General features: G+C 60.5%; 17 protein-coding genes. 3 read left to right on the top strand and 14 right to left on the bottom strand.

The window, feature by feature from the left end; all coding sequences use genetic code 11:
• Window positions 1-28: 28 nt before the first annotated feature.
• The 13 genes from rarD to alr form a co-directional block, all read right to left on the bottom strand.
• Entirely contained in the window at window positions 29-937 is a 909-nt protein-coding gene (rarD, locus tag ATU_RS05290; RefSeq protein ID WP_010971374.1) for an EamA family transporter RarD, read from the bottom strand.
• A 226-nt stretch (window positions 938-1,163) separates the two neighbouring features.
• Window positions 1,164-2,120 (bottom strand): prolyl aminopeptidase, encoded by a 957-nt coding sequence (gene pip / locus ATU_RS05295; protein WP_010971375.1) that lies wholly within the window; start codon window positions 2,118-2,120, stop codon window positions 1,164-1,166.
• A 3-nt stretch (window positions 2,121-2,123) separates the two neighbouring features.
• Entirely contained in the window at window positions 2,124-2,582 is a 459-nt protein-coding gene (locus tag ATU_RS05300; RefSeq protein ID WP_010971376.1) for a GFA family protein, read from the bottom strand.
• Window positions 2,582-3,055 (bottom strand): GFA family protein, encoded by a 474-nt coding sequence (locus ATU_RS05305; protein WP_006314552.1) that lies wholly within the window; start codon window positions 3,053-3,055, stop codon window positions 2,582-2,584. Before ATU_RS05305 ends, ATU_RS05300 begins: the two co-directional genes overlap by 1 nt.
• Window positions 3,052-3,420 (bottom strand): endonuclease domain-containing protein, encoded by a 369-nt coding sequence (locus ATU_RS05310; RefSeq protein ID WP_010971377.1) that lies wholly within the window; start codon window positions 3,418-3,420, stop codon window positions 3,052-3,054. The genes ATU_RS05305 and ATU_RS05310 overlap by 4 nt, the downstream gene beginning before the upstream one ends.
• A 258-nt stretch (window positions 3,421-3,678) precedes the next feature.
• Window positions 3,679-5,064, bottom strand: coding sequence for a cysteine--tRNA ligase (cysS, locus tag ATU_RS05315; RefSeq protein ID WP_010971378.1), 1,386 nt, complete (start codon window positions 5,062-5,064; stop codon window positions 3,679-3,681).
• A 212-nt stretch (window positions 5,065-5,276) separates the two neighbouring features.
• Window positions 5,277-6,017, bottom strand: coding sequence for an SDR family NAD(P)-dependent oxidoreductase (locus tag ATU_RS05320; protein ID WP_010971379.1), 741 nt, complete (start codon window positions 6,015-6,017; stop codon window positions 5,277-5,279).
• A 145-nt stretch (window positions 6,018-6,162) separates the two neighbouring features.
• Window positions 6,163-7,671, bottom strand: a complete 1,509-nt coding sequence (gene purF, locus ATU_RS05325; protein WP_006314558.1) for an amidophosphoribosyltransferase — start codon at window positions 7,669-7,671, stop codon at window positions 6,163-6,165.
• 138 nt (window positions 7,672-7,809) lie between these two features.
• Window positions 7,810-8,397: a CvpA family protein gene (locus tag ATU_RS05330; RefSeq protein WP_006314559.1), complete on the bottom strand. Its 588-nt coding sequence runs from the start codon at window positions 8,395-8,397 to the stop codon at window positions 7,810-7,812.
• Window positions 8,398-8,486: 89 nt separating this feature from the next.
• On the bottom strand, window positions 8,487-9,893 hold the full coding sequence (gene radA / locus ATU_RS05335; RefSeq protein WP_010971380.1) for a DNA repair protein RadA: 1,407 nt from the start codon (window positions 9,891-9,893) through the stop codon (window positions 8,487-8,489).
• 6 nt (window positions 9,894-9,899) lie between these two features.
• Window positions 9,900-10,253 carry a type II toxin-antitoxin system RelE/ParE family toxin gene (locus ATU_RS05340; protein ID WP_338081340.1) on the bottom strand — a complete coding sequence of 118 codons (354 nt, stop codon included), beginning with the start codon at window positions 10,251-10,253 and terminating at the stop codon, window positions 9,900-9,902.
• Complete coding sequence (locus ATU_RS05345) at window positions 10,207-10,476, bottom strand: type II toxin-antitoxin system ParD family antitoxin (RefSeq protein WP_006314561.1); 270 nt, start codon at window positions 10,474-10,476, stop codon at window positions 10,207-10,209. The genes ATU_RS05340 and ATU_RS05345 overlap by 47 nt, the downstream gene beginning before the upstream one ends.
• Before the next feature lie 65 nt (window positions 10,477-10,541).
• Window positions 10,542-11,717, bottom strand: a complete 1,176-nt coding sequence (gene alr, locus ATU_RS05350; protein WP_010971382.1) for an alanine racemase — start codon at window positions 11,715-11,717, stop codon at window positions 10,542-10,544.
• Between the two features lie 86 nt (window positions 11,718-11,803).
• Here alr and ATU_RS05355 point away from each other — a divergent pair, with 86 nt between their 5' ends.
• The 3 genes from ATU_RS05355 to ATU_RS05365 all read left to right on the top strand — a co-directional run bounded on the left by ATU_RS05355 (window position 11,804) and on the right by ATU_RS05365 (window position 13,763).
• Complete coding sequence (locus ATU_RS05355) at window positions 11,804-12,661, top strand: AraC family transcriptional regulator (protein ID WP_035256476.1); 858 nt, start codon at window positions 11,804-11,806, stop codon at window positions 12,659-12,661.
• A 98-nt stretch (window positions 12,662-12,759) separates the two neighbouring features.
• Window positions 12,760-13,464 (top strand): AzlC family ABC transporter permease, encoded by a 705-nt coding sequence (locus ATU_RS05360; RefSeq protein WP_010971384.1) that lies wholly within the window; start codon window positions 12,760-12,762, stop codon window positions 13,462-13,464.
• Window positions 13,461-13,763 (top strand): AzlD family protein, encoded by a 303-nt coding sequence (locus tag ATU_RS05365; protein ID WP_010971385.1) that lies wholly within the window; start codon window positions 13,461-13,463, stop codon window positions 13,761-13,763. The genes ATU_RS05360 and ATU_RS05365 overlap by 4 nt, the downstream gene beginning before the upstream one ends.
• A gap of 99 nt (window positions 13,764-13,862) precedes the next feature.
• On the opposite strand, the gene ATU_RS05370 is transcribed toward ATU_RS05365, so the two are convergent.
• Complete coding sequence (locus ATU_RS05370) at window positions 13,863-15,359, bottom strand: replicative DNA helicase (RefSeq protein WP_010971386.1); 1,497 nt, start codon at window positions 15,357-15,359, stop codon at window positions 13,863-13,865.
• Window positions 15,360-15,523 lie beyond the last annotated feature (164 nt).

The raw sequence follows: 15,523 nt of genomic DNA on the forward strand, positions 1-15,523 counted from the left end.
TTGGTGAGGGAGGCGGCAATACGCCCGCCTACCGCTTGAGCCGCATCAGGCTGGAGCCGGTATAGATCGCCAGCGCCACCCAGATCATCGCAAAGGCTGCCATCCGCACCATGTCGAAGGGTTCCTTGAAGATGAAGATGGCGATGAGGAAGATCATCGTCGGCGCGATATATTGCATGATGCCGATGGTCGACAGCCGCAGCAGCTTGGCGCCATTACCATAGAGAATAAGCGGAACGGCGGTAATCACGCCGCTTGCCGCCAGAAGCCATGTGTCGGCGGAATTGCCGCCCATGAAATGCGCCTGTCCGCTGAAGGCAAGCCAGATCATGACCAGCACGGCGGGGATGGAGAGAAGCATGACCTCCAGCAGGAAGCCCTGTGTGGCGCCGATCGGCAATGTCTTGCGGAAGAAGGCGTAAAAACCCCAGGACACGGTGAGCGCGATGGATACCCACGGCAGGCTGCCCGCATGCCAGGTGAGGATCGCAACGGCCAGCCCCACGAGGCAGATGGCGGCGATCTGCGCCGGATAGAGTTTCTCCTTCAGGAGAACGGCGCCGAGGAAGATGCTGAACAGCGGATTGATGAAATAACCCAATGCGGCATCCAGCGCCCGGCCCGCACCGATCGACCAGATATAGACGCCCCAGTTGATGCTGATGAGGGCGGCTGTCAGGCTCGCCATGGCCAGCATTTTCGGATTTCTCAGCGCGGTTCTGATTTCCGCCGTGCGCCCGAGCGCAATCAGCACGACCGCCGCAATCGGCACCGACCAGATGACGCGATGCACGATGACCTCGATCGGCGAAATATGCGCGACCGCTTTCATGTAAAAGGGAAGGAAACCCCACAGCAGATATGCAGAGAGCGCGAAAGCAAAACCGCGCGCGCTATCGCCGCCCTCTTGGGCCGGGAGCGTTTTGTCGAGTGCCATGGGGAGTGCCGCCAATTGTTCGGATGGCATTTTATACCGGATCGGTTTGGCGGCGGCCAATTCATTTCCGTGAAGGGTCCATGAGAAAAACTGCACGAATAACAGGCGCCGTGCCCTTGAAATGAGCTCACGTCGCAATACGCCGGCTGATCTTCCCAGGAACCCTGCTTTAAATCACGTGTGAATCAATGTCTCATCAGGACGCCTCAAGCATCTGAAAAGACTCTCATTTCCCGGCAAAGCGATCGTTTGCGCGGATCAGCTGGTCAAGAATGCCGGGTTCGCTCAGCGCATGCCCGGCCGCTTCGATGATGTGGAAATCCGCCTTCGGCCAGGCCTTGGCCAACTGCCAGGCATATTTCAGCGGGCAGGGCATGTCATAACGCCCGTGCACGATGGCGCCGGGAATATCTTTCAGCCTGCCGGCGTTCCGCAGCAGTTGCTCTTCTTCCAGCCAGCAGTCATTGACGAAGAAATGGTTCTCGATGCGTGCAAAGGCGATGGCGTATTTATCCTCACCGAAATCATCCACACGGCTGGGGTCGGTGACGAGCGCAATGGTTGCACCCTCCCACTGGCTCCAGGCCTTGGCGCATTCCAGCTTTTTCGCTTCGTCGGCGCCGGTAAGATAGCGATTATAGGCCTGCATCATCTCACCGCGCTCCCCCTCCGGAATGGGCGCGATGAATCTCTCCCAGTGGTCCGGATACATTTCGGAAACGCCGAACTGATAATACCAGTCCAGCTCCGGCCTGGTGACGGTGTAGATGCCGCGCAGGACGAGTTCGCTGACGCGGTCGGGATGGGTCTCGGCATAAGCGAGCGCCAGCGTCGAACCCCAGGAGCCGCCGAAAACAAGCCATTTTTCGAAGCCGCAGAGTTCACGTAGCCTTTCGATATCGGCAACCAGATGCCACGTGGTGTTGGCCTCAAGCGCCGCATGCGGCGTGGAGCGGCCGCAGCCGCGCTGATCGAACAGGATGACATCGTAAAGTGCGGGATCGAAAACCCGCCGATGGGTGGGGTTTACCCCGCCACCCGGCCCACCATGCAGGAAAACCGCCGGTTTCGCGCCACGGGTGCCCACCCGCTCCCAATAGATCACATGCCCGTCGCCGACATCCAGCATGCCGGTTTCGAAAGGTTCGATCTCGGGGTAAAAGCCGCGCAGTTCTTCAGTCATGTCTTATGGTCCTTCGGGCGGCCACGTGGCCGTGTCGTGATCCGGGTGCTGGTAGGAGGTGATCTCCGCCTCGTCGACGCTCTGCTCGATTGCCGGTTTGGAGAATAGCTGCTCGATCCAAGGCATGCGCTTGTGGATATTGACCTGCGCCTGCGGCTCGATCTGTTCCGGATGATCAAAGGCGCCGATGGCGATCTCCACACCGCCGGGATAATGATAGGTGAGCGGCGTACCGCATTTATTGCAGAAGCCGCGATGGATTCTTGCCGATGAGCGGAAGAGGGTAGGCTGGCCGCGCGTCCAGGCCAGATGCGCCTGATCGGCGGTGACGAGCGCGCCGAAGAAATTGCCGAAATGTTTCTGGCACATGCGGCAATGGCAGATGGAGGGCCGGCCGAGTTTGCCCGCATGGAACCGCACGGCACCACATTGGCAGCCGCCGGAAAACCCTTTTTCACTCATTATCTTTTCTCCGGTGGCCAGTTTTCAGTGTCGTGGTCGGGATGCTGGTAGGAAACGAGGTTGGTGAGATAGTCTACCTGCGTCAGGTCGTCCTCGGTGGCGACGGCGGGCAGGGTGTGAAGCGTGTCGACGAAATCGATCTTGCGTTCCACGCCCCATTGAATGGTTGGCGGCAGGGCTGCTGGATCGTCAAACGCGCCGGCCGCAACCGCCACGCCATCCGGTGCCTCATAGGTCAGCGGCGTGCCGCATTCCGGGCAGAAACCGCGTTTGACGACACTGGAGGATTGAAACCGTTTCGGCTCGCCGCGCGTCCATTCGAATTCCACGTTGCGCACCGAAACGAGCGGCGCGTAATAGGCACCGAAGGCCTTCTGGCACATGCGGCAGTGACAGATGGAGCTGTCTTGCAGGTCGCCCGTGGCGCGAAAACGGACCGCGCCGCATTGGCATCCGCCGGTGTGGGTGGTCATGGTTGGTTCTCCTCTGCCGTTCGGATAATGTGGAGACAGACGTTGTCGATGTCTTTGAGGATATCATCGTTCCAGAAACGGAGGACGGTCCAGCCTAGTTCCTCAAGTGTCCGTGTTCTCTGCCGGTCGTAAGCTGCCGCAGCATCTTCAGCGTGCTGAAACCCATCCAGTTCGACGATGATCTTATGTGACGGGCAAGCGAAATCAACGATATATCCGGCGACAGGCAGTTGGCGTCTGAAAGAGAGGCCGTCGAGGCGATGAGCACGGACCGCGTTCCAGAATTTCAGTTCGGCGTCGGTCAGAGCCTTTCGCATTTGCCGCGCATGTTCCCGGTGTTGGGGTTTGACCTTGGCGTGGGGCATGGGTCTGCTCGCGGCTTGACAGGTTGCGGCGAGATTGAAACATCGACAGGGTGAAAGCAAGGGCTCGTCGTGCGGCCTCACCCCCCTCTGTCCTGCCGGACATCTCCCCCTCAAGGGGGGAGATCGATATGCCGCTAGGTTTCGCCCATCTCAACGTTGGCGAATGCAGTGGTAGGAGCGCCTCTTGCCGATCTCCCCCCTTGAGGGGGAGATGCCCGGCAGGGCAGAGGGGGGTAAGCCCCAACCACCAACGCAGGCCTACCGCTTCAACTCCCACGTCGTCGTCCGTTCCCCAGTCTCCTTGTCCTTGCCATCCTTCAGCTGAATACCCTTCTCGGAAAGCTCATCCCGCAACCGGTCGGCCTCCGCAAAGTTCTTCGCCTTCAGCATTTCAAGGCGCAATTCCACCAGTGCATCCACGGCCGAAACGATGGCCTCGTCCATCTCCGTCTTCTTCGGCAGGACGCCCAGCAGGGCGGCGCTTGCGGCGAAGGCGGGCAGCCTGGATGGGTCGGTGTTTGCCGCATGTGCCAGCGCATGCAGTGCTTGCACGGCCGCAACCGTGTTGAGGTCGTCGGCGAGCGCCTCCAGCACGGTTTCATCCGCCGCGGCGTCGGAGGTCTCGGCTGCCGGCCATTTGGAGAGCAGGCGTTCGGCCTCTTCCAGACGCTTGACCGAAAAATCGATCGGCTCGCGATAATGCGTCATCAGCATGGCGAGGCGCAGAACCTCGCCCGGCCATTGCCGTCCGCCGAATTTATCCGTGTGCAGCAATTCGTAGATCGTCACGAAGTTGCCCTCGGACTTCGACATCTTGCGGCCTTCCACCTGCACGAAACCGTTATGCATCCACACATTGGCCATGACATGTGTGCCATGGGCGCAGCGCGATTGCGCGATTTCGTTTTCGTGGTGCGGGAAGATGAGGTCGAGCCCGCCGCCGTGAATATCGAAGACTTCGCCGAGATAGCGGCCAGCCATGGCCGAGCACTCGATGTGCCAGCCCGGGCGACCGAGACCCCATGGGCTCTCCCAGCCCGGTTCGCTCTCGGAGGAGAGCTTCCACAGCACGAAATCGCCGGGGTTCTTTTTGTGGGCCTCCACCGCAACACGCGCGCCGGCCTGCTGTTCGTCCAGCGGGCGTTTGGAAAGCTGGCCGTAGTCGGCCATCGACCGGGTGTCGAACAGAACCTCGCCGCCCGCCTTATAGGCGTGGCCGCGTTCGATGAGCCTCTCGATGAGGTAGATCATCTCGGCAATATAGTCGGTGGCGCGCGGCTCCACAGTCGGCTGAAGGCAGCCGAGTGCGGCGACGTCATCATGGAACTGGTCGGCGGTCTTTTTCGTCACCGCATGGATGGCGTCGTTGAGCGGCAGATGCGGATAGTCGCGCAGTGCCCGCGCGTTGATCTTGTCGTCGAGGTCAGTGATGTTGCGGGCATAGGTTACGTGGTCTTCGCCATAGACGTGGCGTAGCAGGCGGAAGAGAACATCGAACACGATGACCGGGCGCGCATTGCCGATATGGGCGAAATCATAGACCGTTGGCCCGCAGACATACATGCGCACATTATCAGCGTCGATCGGCGCAAATTCCGACTTTTCGCGGGTCAGGGTGTTGTGGAGTTTCAGGCGCAAGGACATGCGGGTGTTCCCTAAAGGCAGTCAATTGTCCTGACCGGACCGTTTGTCTGTTGGACCTTGCGGGAAGACGAAAACGATCTGGCCGGTGGCGAACCAGCAAAAATTATTCAGCAGCAGGTGCAGATCGTTGTTTTCATACCTTGCCTTATGGCGCGGCGGTTCTGTGTGGTCAAGCGTTTCTCGCCGGTGCCGTAATGACGCTGGCCAAAAGCTTATTCCGGCTGGCGATATTCCACGAATTTCTTGTCGCGCACCAGGAAGAGCTTGCCGGTTTCGGTAAGGTCGGGCGAGGCGAGGGGAAGGATGGCAGCGGCAACTTCGGACGGATGCGGCACGGTTGCCGGGTCCTCGCCGGGCATGGCCTGGGCGCGCATGGCGGTGCGCGTGGCGCCGGGATTGATGCTGTTGATGCGCAGCGGGGACTTCTGCGTTTCCGCGGCCCAGGTGCGGGCGAGCGCTTCCACGGCGGCCTTGGAGGTGGCGTAGACGCCCCAGAAGGGGCGACAGCTATGGGCGACACCCGAAGACAGAATCAGCGCACGGCCGGCATCCGATTTCAACAGCAGCGGCTCCACCGAGCGGATCAGCCGCCAGGTGGCGGTGACGTTGATGTTCATGACCCTTTCGAAGACCTTCGCCTCGATATGGCCAACCGGGGAAATCACGCCGAGAACGCCGGCATTGGCGACCAGAATATCGAGCTTGCCCCAGCGCTCGTAGATATTGGCGCCCAGCGCATCGATGGCTTTCATGTCGGCGAGATCGAAGGGAACCAGCGTCGCCGTGCCGCCAACGGCCTTGATGGCGTCGTCAAGCTCCTCAAGGCCGCCGACCGTGCGGGCGCAGGCGATGACATGCGCGCCGGCCTTGGCCAGTTCCAGCGCCGTGAAATAGCCGATGCCGCGCGAAGCGCCGGTAACGAGAGCGATGCGGCCCTTGAGATCGATAGTCATGGTCTCCCCCGAAATGATTGCGCTTCCTTCTACGAAGCGCTGCCGGCCTTTCGCAAGCGATCATATCGTCGCACGCACCGGCCTGAACAAAAGGCAAGAAAAAAGCGGCCCCGGAAGCCGATGGCCGCTTTGTCGTTGTTAAAAATCAGCCGTTGCTGGCCAGCATGGAAATCTTGCTGCCCATGGCCTCGCCGTTCTGGTCGAGAAGACGGGTCGGATAATCGCCGGTGAAATAATGGTCGGTGAACTGCGGGCGCGCGTGGTTGCGGTTTTCACCGCCAACGGCGCGGTACAGCCCGTCAATCGACAGGAAAGCCAGCGAATCGGCACCAATGAATTTCGCCATGGCGTCCACATCGGCATATTGGTTGGCGAGCAGCTTATCAGCGTCAGGCGTGTCGATGCCGTAGAAATCCGGATGGAAGATCATCGGGCTGGCGACGCGGATATGCACTTCCTTGGCGCCCGCCTCGCGGATCATCTGCACGATCTTCACCGAAGTCGTGCCGCGCACGATGGAATCATCCACCAGCACCACGCGCTTGCCTTCGATCATCGCCCGGTTGGCGGAATGCTTGAGCTTGACGCCGAAAGCGCGGATCTGCTGTGTCGGCTCAATGAAGGTGCGACCGACATAATGGTTGCGGATGATGCCGTATTCGAAGGGAATACCGCTTGCCTGCGCAAAACCGAGCGCTGCCGGCGTGCCGCCATCGGGAACCGGAACCACGACATCGGCTTCCAGCGGCGCTTCCTTGGCAAGGTTCATGCCCATGTTCTTGCGCGTCGTATAGACGTTGCGGCCGCCGACGACGGAATCGGGACGGGCGAAATAGACATATTCGAACAGGCAGAGACGCTCCGGCTGCGGCTTCGAGGGCTTGCGGGCATCGATGGTGATAGAACCGTCAGGCTGGATTTCGCAGATGATGACTTCGCCGTTTTCCACGTCGCGCACGAATTTCGCGCCGATGATGTCGAGAGCACAGGTTTCCGAGCAGAAGATCGGCTTGCCATCAAGCTCTCCCATGACCAGCGGGCGGATGCCGATCGGGTCGCGGGCGGCGATCAGCTTGGTCCGCGTCATCGCCAGCATCGAATAACCGCCTTCCATCTGCCTGATAGCATCGATGAAACGATCGGCGGTGGAAGAGTGGCGTGAACGGGCGATGAGATGCAGCACGACTTCGGTATCCGATGTCGACTGACAGATGGCGCCGGTGGCGATGATCTGGCGGCGCAGCGTCAGGCCGTTGGTGAAATTGCCGTTATGGGCAATCGAAATGCCGCCTTCTTCCAGCTCGGCAAACAGCGGCTGCACATTGCGCATCGCCACTTCGCCTGTCGTGGAATAACGGGTGTGGCCAATCGCGATGGAGCCGGGCAGGCGGGCAAGGGTTGCCGGATCGGTATAATGATCGCCGACGAGGCCCATATGGCGCTCCTGATGGAAGCGCTTGCCATCAAAGGAGACGATGCCGGCTGCTTCCTGGCCGCGATGCTGAAGCGCATGCAGGCCGAGAGCGGTCAGCGCCGAGGCATCGTCATGGCCGAGAATGCCGAAAACGCCGCATTCTTCATGCAGCGTATCGCCATCGATCTCTTCCTTGAAAGTGGACCCAGAAAACGGGGAATGCGAAAGCGGCTCAATCATCCGGCTTGCCCTTGCTCTCTACCGAGAAAAAAGAAAGACCCCTCCGGTAAGTATCTCTTCCGGTCGGCCCATCTGTGTCGTGCTTGATATTTAGCACAAATAGCGCGCCTTGCATGCATTGCAAGGCGCGACACTGTGTCAATTATTCGTTGCCGGTTGATTTGTTGCCGGCACATCTTCCGCAGGCGTCTGTGCGGCTGCCGGTTCCTGTGGTTTTCCAAGGATGCGGGCGCGGATCTGCGGTTCGATATCGTCAGGCAGAACCGCCTCCAGCTTGCCCACCAGCCCGTCGAGGAAGGGCTTGGACTTGGCCTGCGTCACCCATTGCGGCTGCGTCTTCACATCCACGAGCCAGTTCCAGAAGGCGACGGCGACGACCAAGAGCAGGATGCCGCGCGCCGCGCCGAACAGGAAACCGAGCGTGCGATCCAGCGCGCCGATGCGGCTGTCGATGATGAAATCTGCAATGCGCGAGGTGATGAAGGAAATCACGATCAGCGAGACGAGGAAGACCACGCCTGCCGAACCGGCAATGGCGATCTTGTCGTCATCGGTATAGTTGCGCGCATAGGGCAGCAGGACCGGATAAAGATAATAGGCCGCGGCGACCGAGCCGCCCCAGCTCGCAATCGACAGAATCTCGCGGGAAAAACCGCGCACCATCGCAAGAAGGGCGGAGAAAAGAACAACGGCGATGACGATGCCGTCGAAAATTGTAATGGGCATATACCAACTCCGGAGGTGCGACGCCTTGTCAGACGCTGCCTTGCCAATTTTGCGATCCTCTTACACCACTGTTTCCCTTGGCGAAAGGATCAATATTCGTCGTCCTCAACCTGTTTGAACCGGTTGCCGGAGCCGGCGATGTGGGCCACGAGGTCCGGAAGGCTTTCAATTTCCGTCCAGCGACCCTTGCCCGCTTTCGGCAATTCAGCCGAACCTGACGGCAGAAGTGCGGCGGAAAAGCCAAGTTTTTCAGCTTCTTTCAATCGCTGCACCGTATGCGCCACTGGCCTGACGGCACCCGACAGGCTGATTTCGCCGAAATAGACGCAATCGGCGGGCAGGGCAAGACCGGCAAGCGAGGAAACCAGAGCCGAGGCAATCGCCATATCCGCCGCCGGTTCGGAAATGCGGTATCCGCCGGCAACGTTCAGATAGACGTCATGCTGGCCGAGCTTTACGCCACAATGGGCCTCCAGCACGGCAAGGATCATCGCGAGCCGCGAACTGTCCCAACCGACCACGGCGCGGCGCGGGGTGCCGAGCGACGTCGCCGCGACCAGCGCCTGCACTTCGACCAGCACGGGCCGCGTGCCTTCGATACCGGCAAAAACCGCAGCACCGGGGGATTTTTCATTGCGCTCGCCGAGGAACAATTCGGAGGGGTTGGAGACTTCCCGCAGACCGCCATCCGACATTTCGAACACGCCGATCTCGTCCGTCGGCCCGAAGCGGTTCTTGACGGTACGCAGGATTCGATAGTGGTGGCCGCGGTCGCCCTCGAAATAAAGCACGGCATCGACCATGTGCTCCACCACGCGCGGCCCGGCGATCTGGCCTTCCTTGGTGACATGGCCGACAAGCACCATGGTCGCACCCGTCTGCTTGGCGAAACGGATCATCGCCTGCACGCCGGTGCGCACCTGCGTCACCGTGCCGGGGGCGGAATCGGCCGTGTCGCTCCACAATGTCTGGATGGAATCGATGATGATGAGATCGGGCCGCTTGCCCTCGGAAACCGTCGCCAGAATATCCTCGACATTGGTTTCCGCCGCCAGAAGCACGTCGGTATCCGCCGAACCGAGCCGCTGGGCGCGCAGGCGCACCTGTGCCACCGCCTCTTCGCCCGAGACATAGATGACGCGGTGACCACGCCGCGAAAGGGCGGCCGCCGCCTGCATCAAGAGGGTCGATTTGCCAATGCCCGGATCGCCGCCGATCAACACAGCCGAACCGCGCACGAAACCGCCGCCGGTCGCCCGGTCCAGCTCGCTGATGCCGGTCGGAATGCGCGGCGCTTCCTCGATCTCGCCGGACAGCGATGTCAGCGTGACGGGTCTGCCCTTCTTCGGCACTTTGCCCGGCCCGGAGCCGATGCCGCCCATCGGGTCTTCTTCGACGATGGTATTCCACTCGCCGCAGCCTTCGCATTTCCCCGCCCAGCGGTTATGCACCGTGCCACAGTTCTGGCACACGAATTGGGTCTTGGCTTTGGCCATGTTTCGTCAGTTTTCTTCTTGTTTAAAATCGTCGGCGGAAATGTCTTGATGGCCGTGCAGCACGCGCATTACGGTTAGTTCGCCATTGTTGACACGAAAGAAAATCACACGATCTCGATACGCAATGCTGCGAAGCCCCGTGCCGTATCCATGTCTTGAGACGCCGGTCAAACCAATTGCCGCTATCGATTCGATTTTGTTGTAGATATCGAGAACGAGGCGATCCGCAGCAACGGGATTTTCGGTCTCAATGTAAGCATGGTCTTCGGCAAGATCGCGCCTTGCCCTCGTGGTCCAGATAGGGGTCCGAATTTTAATGATCGGTCCCCGTTTTTTGCTGGGCGGAAACGCGTTTGATATCGCTCAGAAAGTCGTTTTGTGAGGCATAGCGGTGAACCCGTCCAGCCTCAGCGTCGTCAATGCCTTCCTGTATCAGCAACTTCAGCGCGGCTCTTTTGCCTTCGTCACTGCTCAGCAATTGCAAGCTCGCATGAATAACGGCATCTGCATCGCTATAGATGCCTGCCGCAACCTGCTCCTCGATGAACTTCTCGTCCTGCTCGCTCAAATGGATTTCGGGCATTTCGATCTCCTTTTGTTCTCTTTTAGCACAGGTCGCGTCGGCTTTCCAAGAGCTAAAGGCCGCCCTCAGTCATCCGCTACCAGATATTGCCGTTCGTAACGCAGGCCGAGCCCCGTCAGCATCTCATAACCGATCGTGCCGGCCGCCCGTGCGGTTTCATCGACTGGAACGTTGGGGCCAAAAAGCTCGATATAGTCGCCAGCGCGAATGGCATTTGCCGGCACATCCGTGACGTCGAAAATAGTCAGGTCCATGGTCACGCGCCCGGCCACGGGCACCTTGTGGCCGTTGACGACGCCATATGCACCGCCATGGCCCATTTCACGTAAGGGAATGCCCGAGCCGGACAGCGAACGCTGATAGCCATCCGCATAACCGACGGATGCGATGGCAAGCCGGCTTGCGCGCTTGAGCAGGAAGCTGCTGCCATAGCTCACCGTCTGGCCTTCGCCTGCTTCGCGTATCTGGATGATCCGGGCCTCGGCCTTGGCGACGGGCCGCATCGGGTTGGCCACATCGTTGACCGCCTCGCCGCCATAAAGGGCGATGCCGGGGCGGGTGAGGTCGAAATGATAGTCGGGACCGAGAAAGATACCGGCGGATGCCGAAAGGCTTGATTCGATACCTTCGAAGGCGGCGCTAACCCTTCGGAATGATTCGAGCTGCGCCCTGTTCATGGGGGAGGACGGTGTATCGGCGCAGGCGAGATGCGACAGCACCAGAACCGGGTCGAAACTCGCCGGCCGTGTCACGTCGTCGGCCAGAAACAGCGCGTCATCAAGCGGCAGGCCGAGGCGATTGAAGCCGGTGTCCACATGCAGCGCGCAGGGGTGGTCACCCCGCTCGGCGACCGTCGCCATCCAGAAGGACAGTTGCTCCTCGGAGGCCAGCACCGGCACCAGATCATTGTCGAACACCTGCCGTTCCTGGCCCTGCCAGATGCCTGACAATACGAAGATGCGCGCTTCCGGAGCATAGGAGCGAAGGGTCGCGCCCTCGGCCACCGTCGCCACGAAGAAGTCCCGCGCGCCGGCATGGTAAAGCGTCGCACCACAATCCTCGATGCCGAGACCATAGGCATCGGCCTTGACGACGGCGGCCGTGCGGGCTCTTCCGGACCGCTTCTTCATGTCCCGCCAATTGTCGGCGAGAGCGCCGAGATCGACGGTCAATCGCAGCGGGGCTTGCTCGAACGCATCGGTTTCGTTGTCGGGAAAGCTGTCTTCGAAGTCGTCTGTCATGCCATTGCGTCCGGTTGATTTGGAACCGGCCAGACCCTAGCACTTTTGTTCAAGACGGTAAGGATCGAATGCTTTAAACTTGACTCATGCACAATGTTTCGCAGGAACAGGCTCTGGATGTCATGCCCGTTGCCACGACGGAAACCACGCGTTTCTGGCGTGACCGGCGTTTTGGCGGCATGGAATGCCTGAGCGCGACGTTCCTCACCCATGAATATTCGCCGCATGCGCATGACACGTTTTCCATAGGCGCCATCGAAAGCGGCTCGCAGATTTCCACCATTCAGGGCACCACTGAACAGACGGGGCCGGGGCACCTTTATCTCATCAATCCCGACGAGGTTCACGACGGAGCGCCGGGCGGTGGCGGTTATCGCTACCGCATGATCTACCCCGACGCGGAACTGTTGCGCGACATCATCGAGGACGTGACGGGCAGGGTCTTTCACGGCATGCCGTCCTTCCCGAAGTTTCTGCCGCGCGATCCTCAGATGGCCGCCTCCTTCCAGATGGCGCATCGGCGGCTGGAAGCCAAAACCGGCGCGCTGGAAGCGGATGAGGGCATGTTCTCGGTTCTCGCCGCGCTGTTTGGAAGGCACGGCAGCGCCATCATCCTGGCCGTCGAAACCCGCGAAAAAACGGCGGTCTATAACGCCCGCGACTATCTTACCGATAATTACGAAACCGATATCGGCTTGGAGGAACTGGCGTCCATCGCCGGTCTCAGCCGTGCCCACCTCATCCGCGCGTTTCGCAAGGAGTTTCACATCACTCCACATGCCTATCTGACGGATGTGCGCATCCGGCAGGCGCGCCGCCTGCTACGCGCCGGTGAGATGCCGGCCGAGGTGGCGGCACTGTGCGGTTTTGCCGATCAGGCGCATTTTACCCGGCATTTCAAGGCGCGCACCGGCGTCACGCCGGGCCAATTTCGGCTTGGGTAAGGGCAACGGTTTTCCATAAAAACCGTGCGGCAGCACTTTCGTTCAAGACCACCCTGGCGTCCCCGGCGTAATTCCTCCCGCCTGAAAGGGAGAATGCGATGTCCACATCGGAAAAACGCGCAGAGTTGATTGCGGGGCTGAGGTCCGCCGCTCCTTTGCTGGTTGCCATGGTGCCGATCGGCGTGGTGTTCGGCGCGGTTGCCATCGGCAAGGGCCTGTCGCCGCTCGAGGCCTCGCTGATGTCGCTGTTGGTCTTTGCCGGCGGCTCGCAATTCGTCGCCATGGATCTCTGGACCCACCCGGCCAGCTGGACCGCACTCGGATTTGCGGCTCTACTGGTCAATCTGCGCCATGTGCTGATGAGCGCCTCCATTGCCGGCAAGCTGGATGATTTCAAGGGCTGGCGGAAATATGCGGCCATGCTGGTGCTGACGGATGAATCCTGGGCCCTTGCGGAATTCCGGGTCATTGCCGGCAGGCTCACGGCAGCCTTTTTCGCCGGTGCCGCGCTCTCCATCTATCTGGTCTGGAATCTTGCAACACTCGCCGGCGCGCTACTCGGTGCGGTGGTGGGGGACATGTCGGTCATCGGTCTGGATTTCGCCTTTCCAGCCGTCTTCATCGTGTTGCTCATGGGCTTCTGGAAGGGCAGGGAAACCGGCTTGGTGCTTCTGGCAAGCGCATCCGCTGCCTGTCTTACCCACGCGCTGGTCCCGGGCGCCTGGTATATCGCCGCCGGCGCGATGGCGGGGCTTGCGGTCGCCGCCTTCGGCCGTGCGGAACAGGTGGAGCAGCCGGCATGACGCTCGATCCGAACACGCTCCTGACGATCCTCGCCATGATGGCGGCAACTGTTACAACGCGCCTTGGCGGCCTGCTGCTGGTCAGTCATTTCACCCTGACGCCGCGTCTGAAAAAGGCGCTCGGCGTGGTGCCGCCTGCCGTCCTGATGGCCGTGGTCACGCCGACTGCACTCGCCAGCGGGGCGGCCGAAACTATCGCCTGCGCGGTAACGGCAATCGCGGCGCTGCGGCTCAGCCTGCTGCCGGCCGCCACGCTCGGCGTCGTCACCGTGGCGTTGCTGCGCGGAATCGGATTGTAAGAAAATCGCGCCAACGTCCTGAAAAGACTCCGGACTCGGCGTCTGTAATGCGAAGCGGGCAGCGGGGGTGAAAATATGTCACCCTCGCTGTGTTTTGGATCAGTGCTCTTCGTACTGGGTGAAGCTCGGATCGGCCAGATCGGCGAAGCGTGTGAATTCGGACTGGAAGGCGAGTTTCACGGTACCGGTCGGTCCGTGACGCTGCTTGGCTATGATGACGTCGGCCGTGCCTTTCACCTTGTCGAACAGCGCTTCCCACTCGGCATATTTGGGATCGGAAATATCGCGCGGTTCCATGTTCTTGACGTAATATTCCTCTCGGAACACGAAGAGAACCACGTCGGCGTCCTGCTCGATCGAGCCCGATTCACGCAGGTCTGAAAGCTGCGGGCGCTTGTCTTCACGGTTTTCCACCGCACGGGAGAGCTGTGACAGCGCGATGATCGGGACGTTGAGTTCCTTGCCCAGTGCCTTGAGGCCGGTGGTGATCTGGGTGATTTCCTGCACGCGGTTTTCGCCGCTCTTGCCGGCGCCGGTCATCAGCTGAATATAGTCCACGACCAGAACATCGAGGCCGCGCTGGCGCTTCAGGCGGCGGGCACGGGCGGAAAGCTGGGCGATGGAGATACCACCGGTCTGGTCGATATAAAGCGGCACCTTCTGCATCATCTGGGAGCAGGCGATGAGCTTTTCGAAATCGGCCTCGGTGATGTCGCCACGGCGGATTTTCGAGGAGGAGACTTCCGTCTGCTCGGAAATGATACGGGTGGCCAGCTGTTCGGACGACATTTCGAGCGAATAGAAACCGACGACGCCGCCATTCTTCGCCTTGAAAGAACCGTCCGGCTGCACTTCCTGCTCATAGGAGGCGGCAATATTATAGGCGATGTTGGTCGCAAGCGAGGTCTTGCCCATACCCGGACGACCAGCCAGCACGATAAGGTCGGAACGCTGCAGGCCGCCCATGCGGCCGTCGAGCGAATGAATGCCGGTGGAAATGCCGGAGAGGTTGCCATCGCGCTCAAAAGCGGCGCCCGCCATGTCGATTGCCAGCGCCACAGCATCGTTGAACGACTGGAAACCGCCGTCGTAGCGGCCGGTTTCCGCCAGTTCGAACAGGCGGCGCTCGGTATCTTCAATCTGCGCCTGCGGCGGCATGTCGAGCGGCGCGTCATAGGCGATGTTGACGACATCTTCGCCGATCTGGATCAGCGCGCGGCGCAGCGCCAGATCATAGATCGCCCGACCGTAATCTTCCGCGTTGATGATCGATACGGCTTCGGCCGCAAGGCGCGCGAGATATTGCGCCACCGTCAGGTCGCCGATCTTGTCATCTGCCGGCAGGAAGGTCTTGATCGTCACCGGATTGGCGGTCTTGCCCATGCGGATGATATCGCCCGCCACCTCGAAAATCTTGCGATGCAGCGGCTCGTAGAGATGCACGGGCTTCAAGAAGTCCGAGACGCGGTAATAGGCGTCGTTGTTGACGAGGATGGCGCCAAGCAGCGCCTGTTCGGCCTCGATATTGTTCGGCGCCTCGCGGTAATGCGGTTCCGCCGGTTGCGCGGGGGTGATCTTTCTCACAGCGTCGTTCATGGTTTGCGCGATCTCCCTTTGCCTTTGTCCTTAAACCTCGGGTTTGGCTTCCTGGGGCATGGCAGTCAATGATATTGTTGCAACACTATACGGCAGGCTGGTGTCCGGTCCGCAAAGCTGGATCACATCTTCAGTTGTCCCCAGCAATCCACAGGGGGGTGGGG

Origin of the sequence: Agrobacterium fabrum str. C58 (genome assembly GCF_000092025.1) — a bacterium.
Lineage (GTDB): Bacteria > Pseudomonadota > Alphaproteobacteria > Rhizobiales > Rhizobiaceae > Agrobacterium > Agrobacterium fabrum.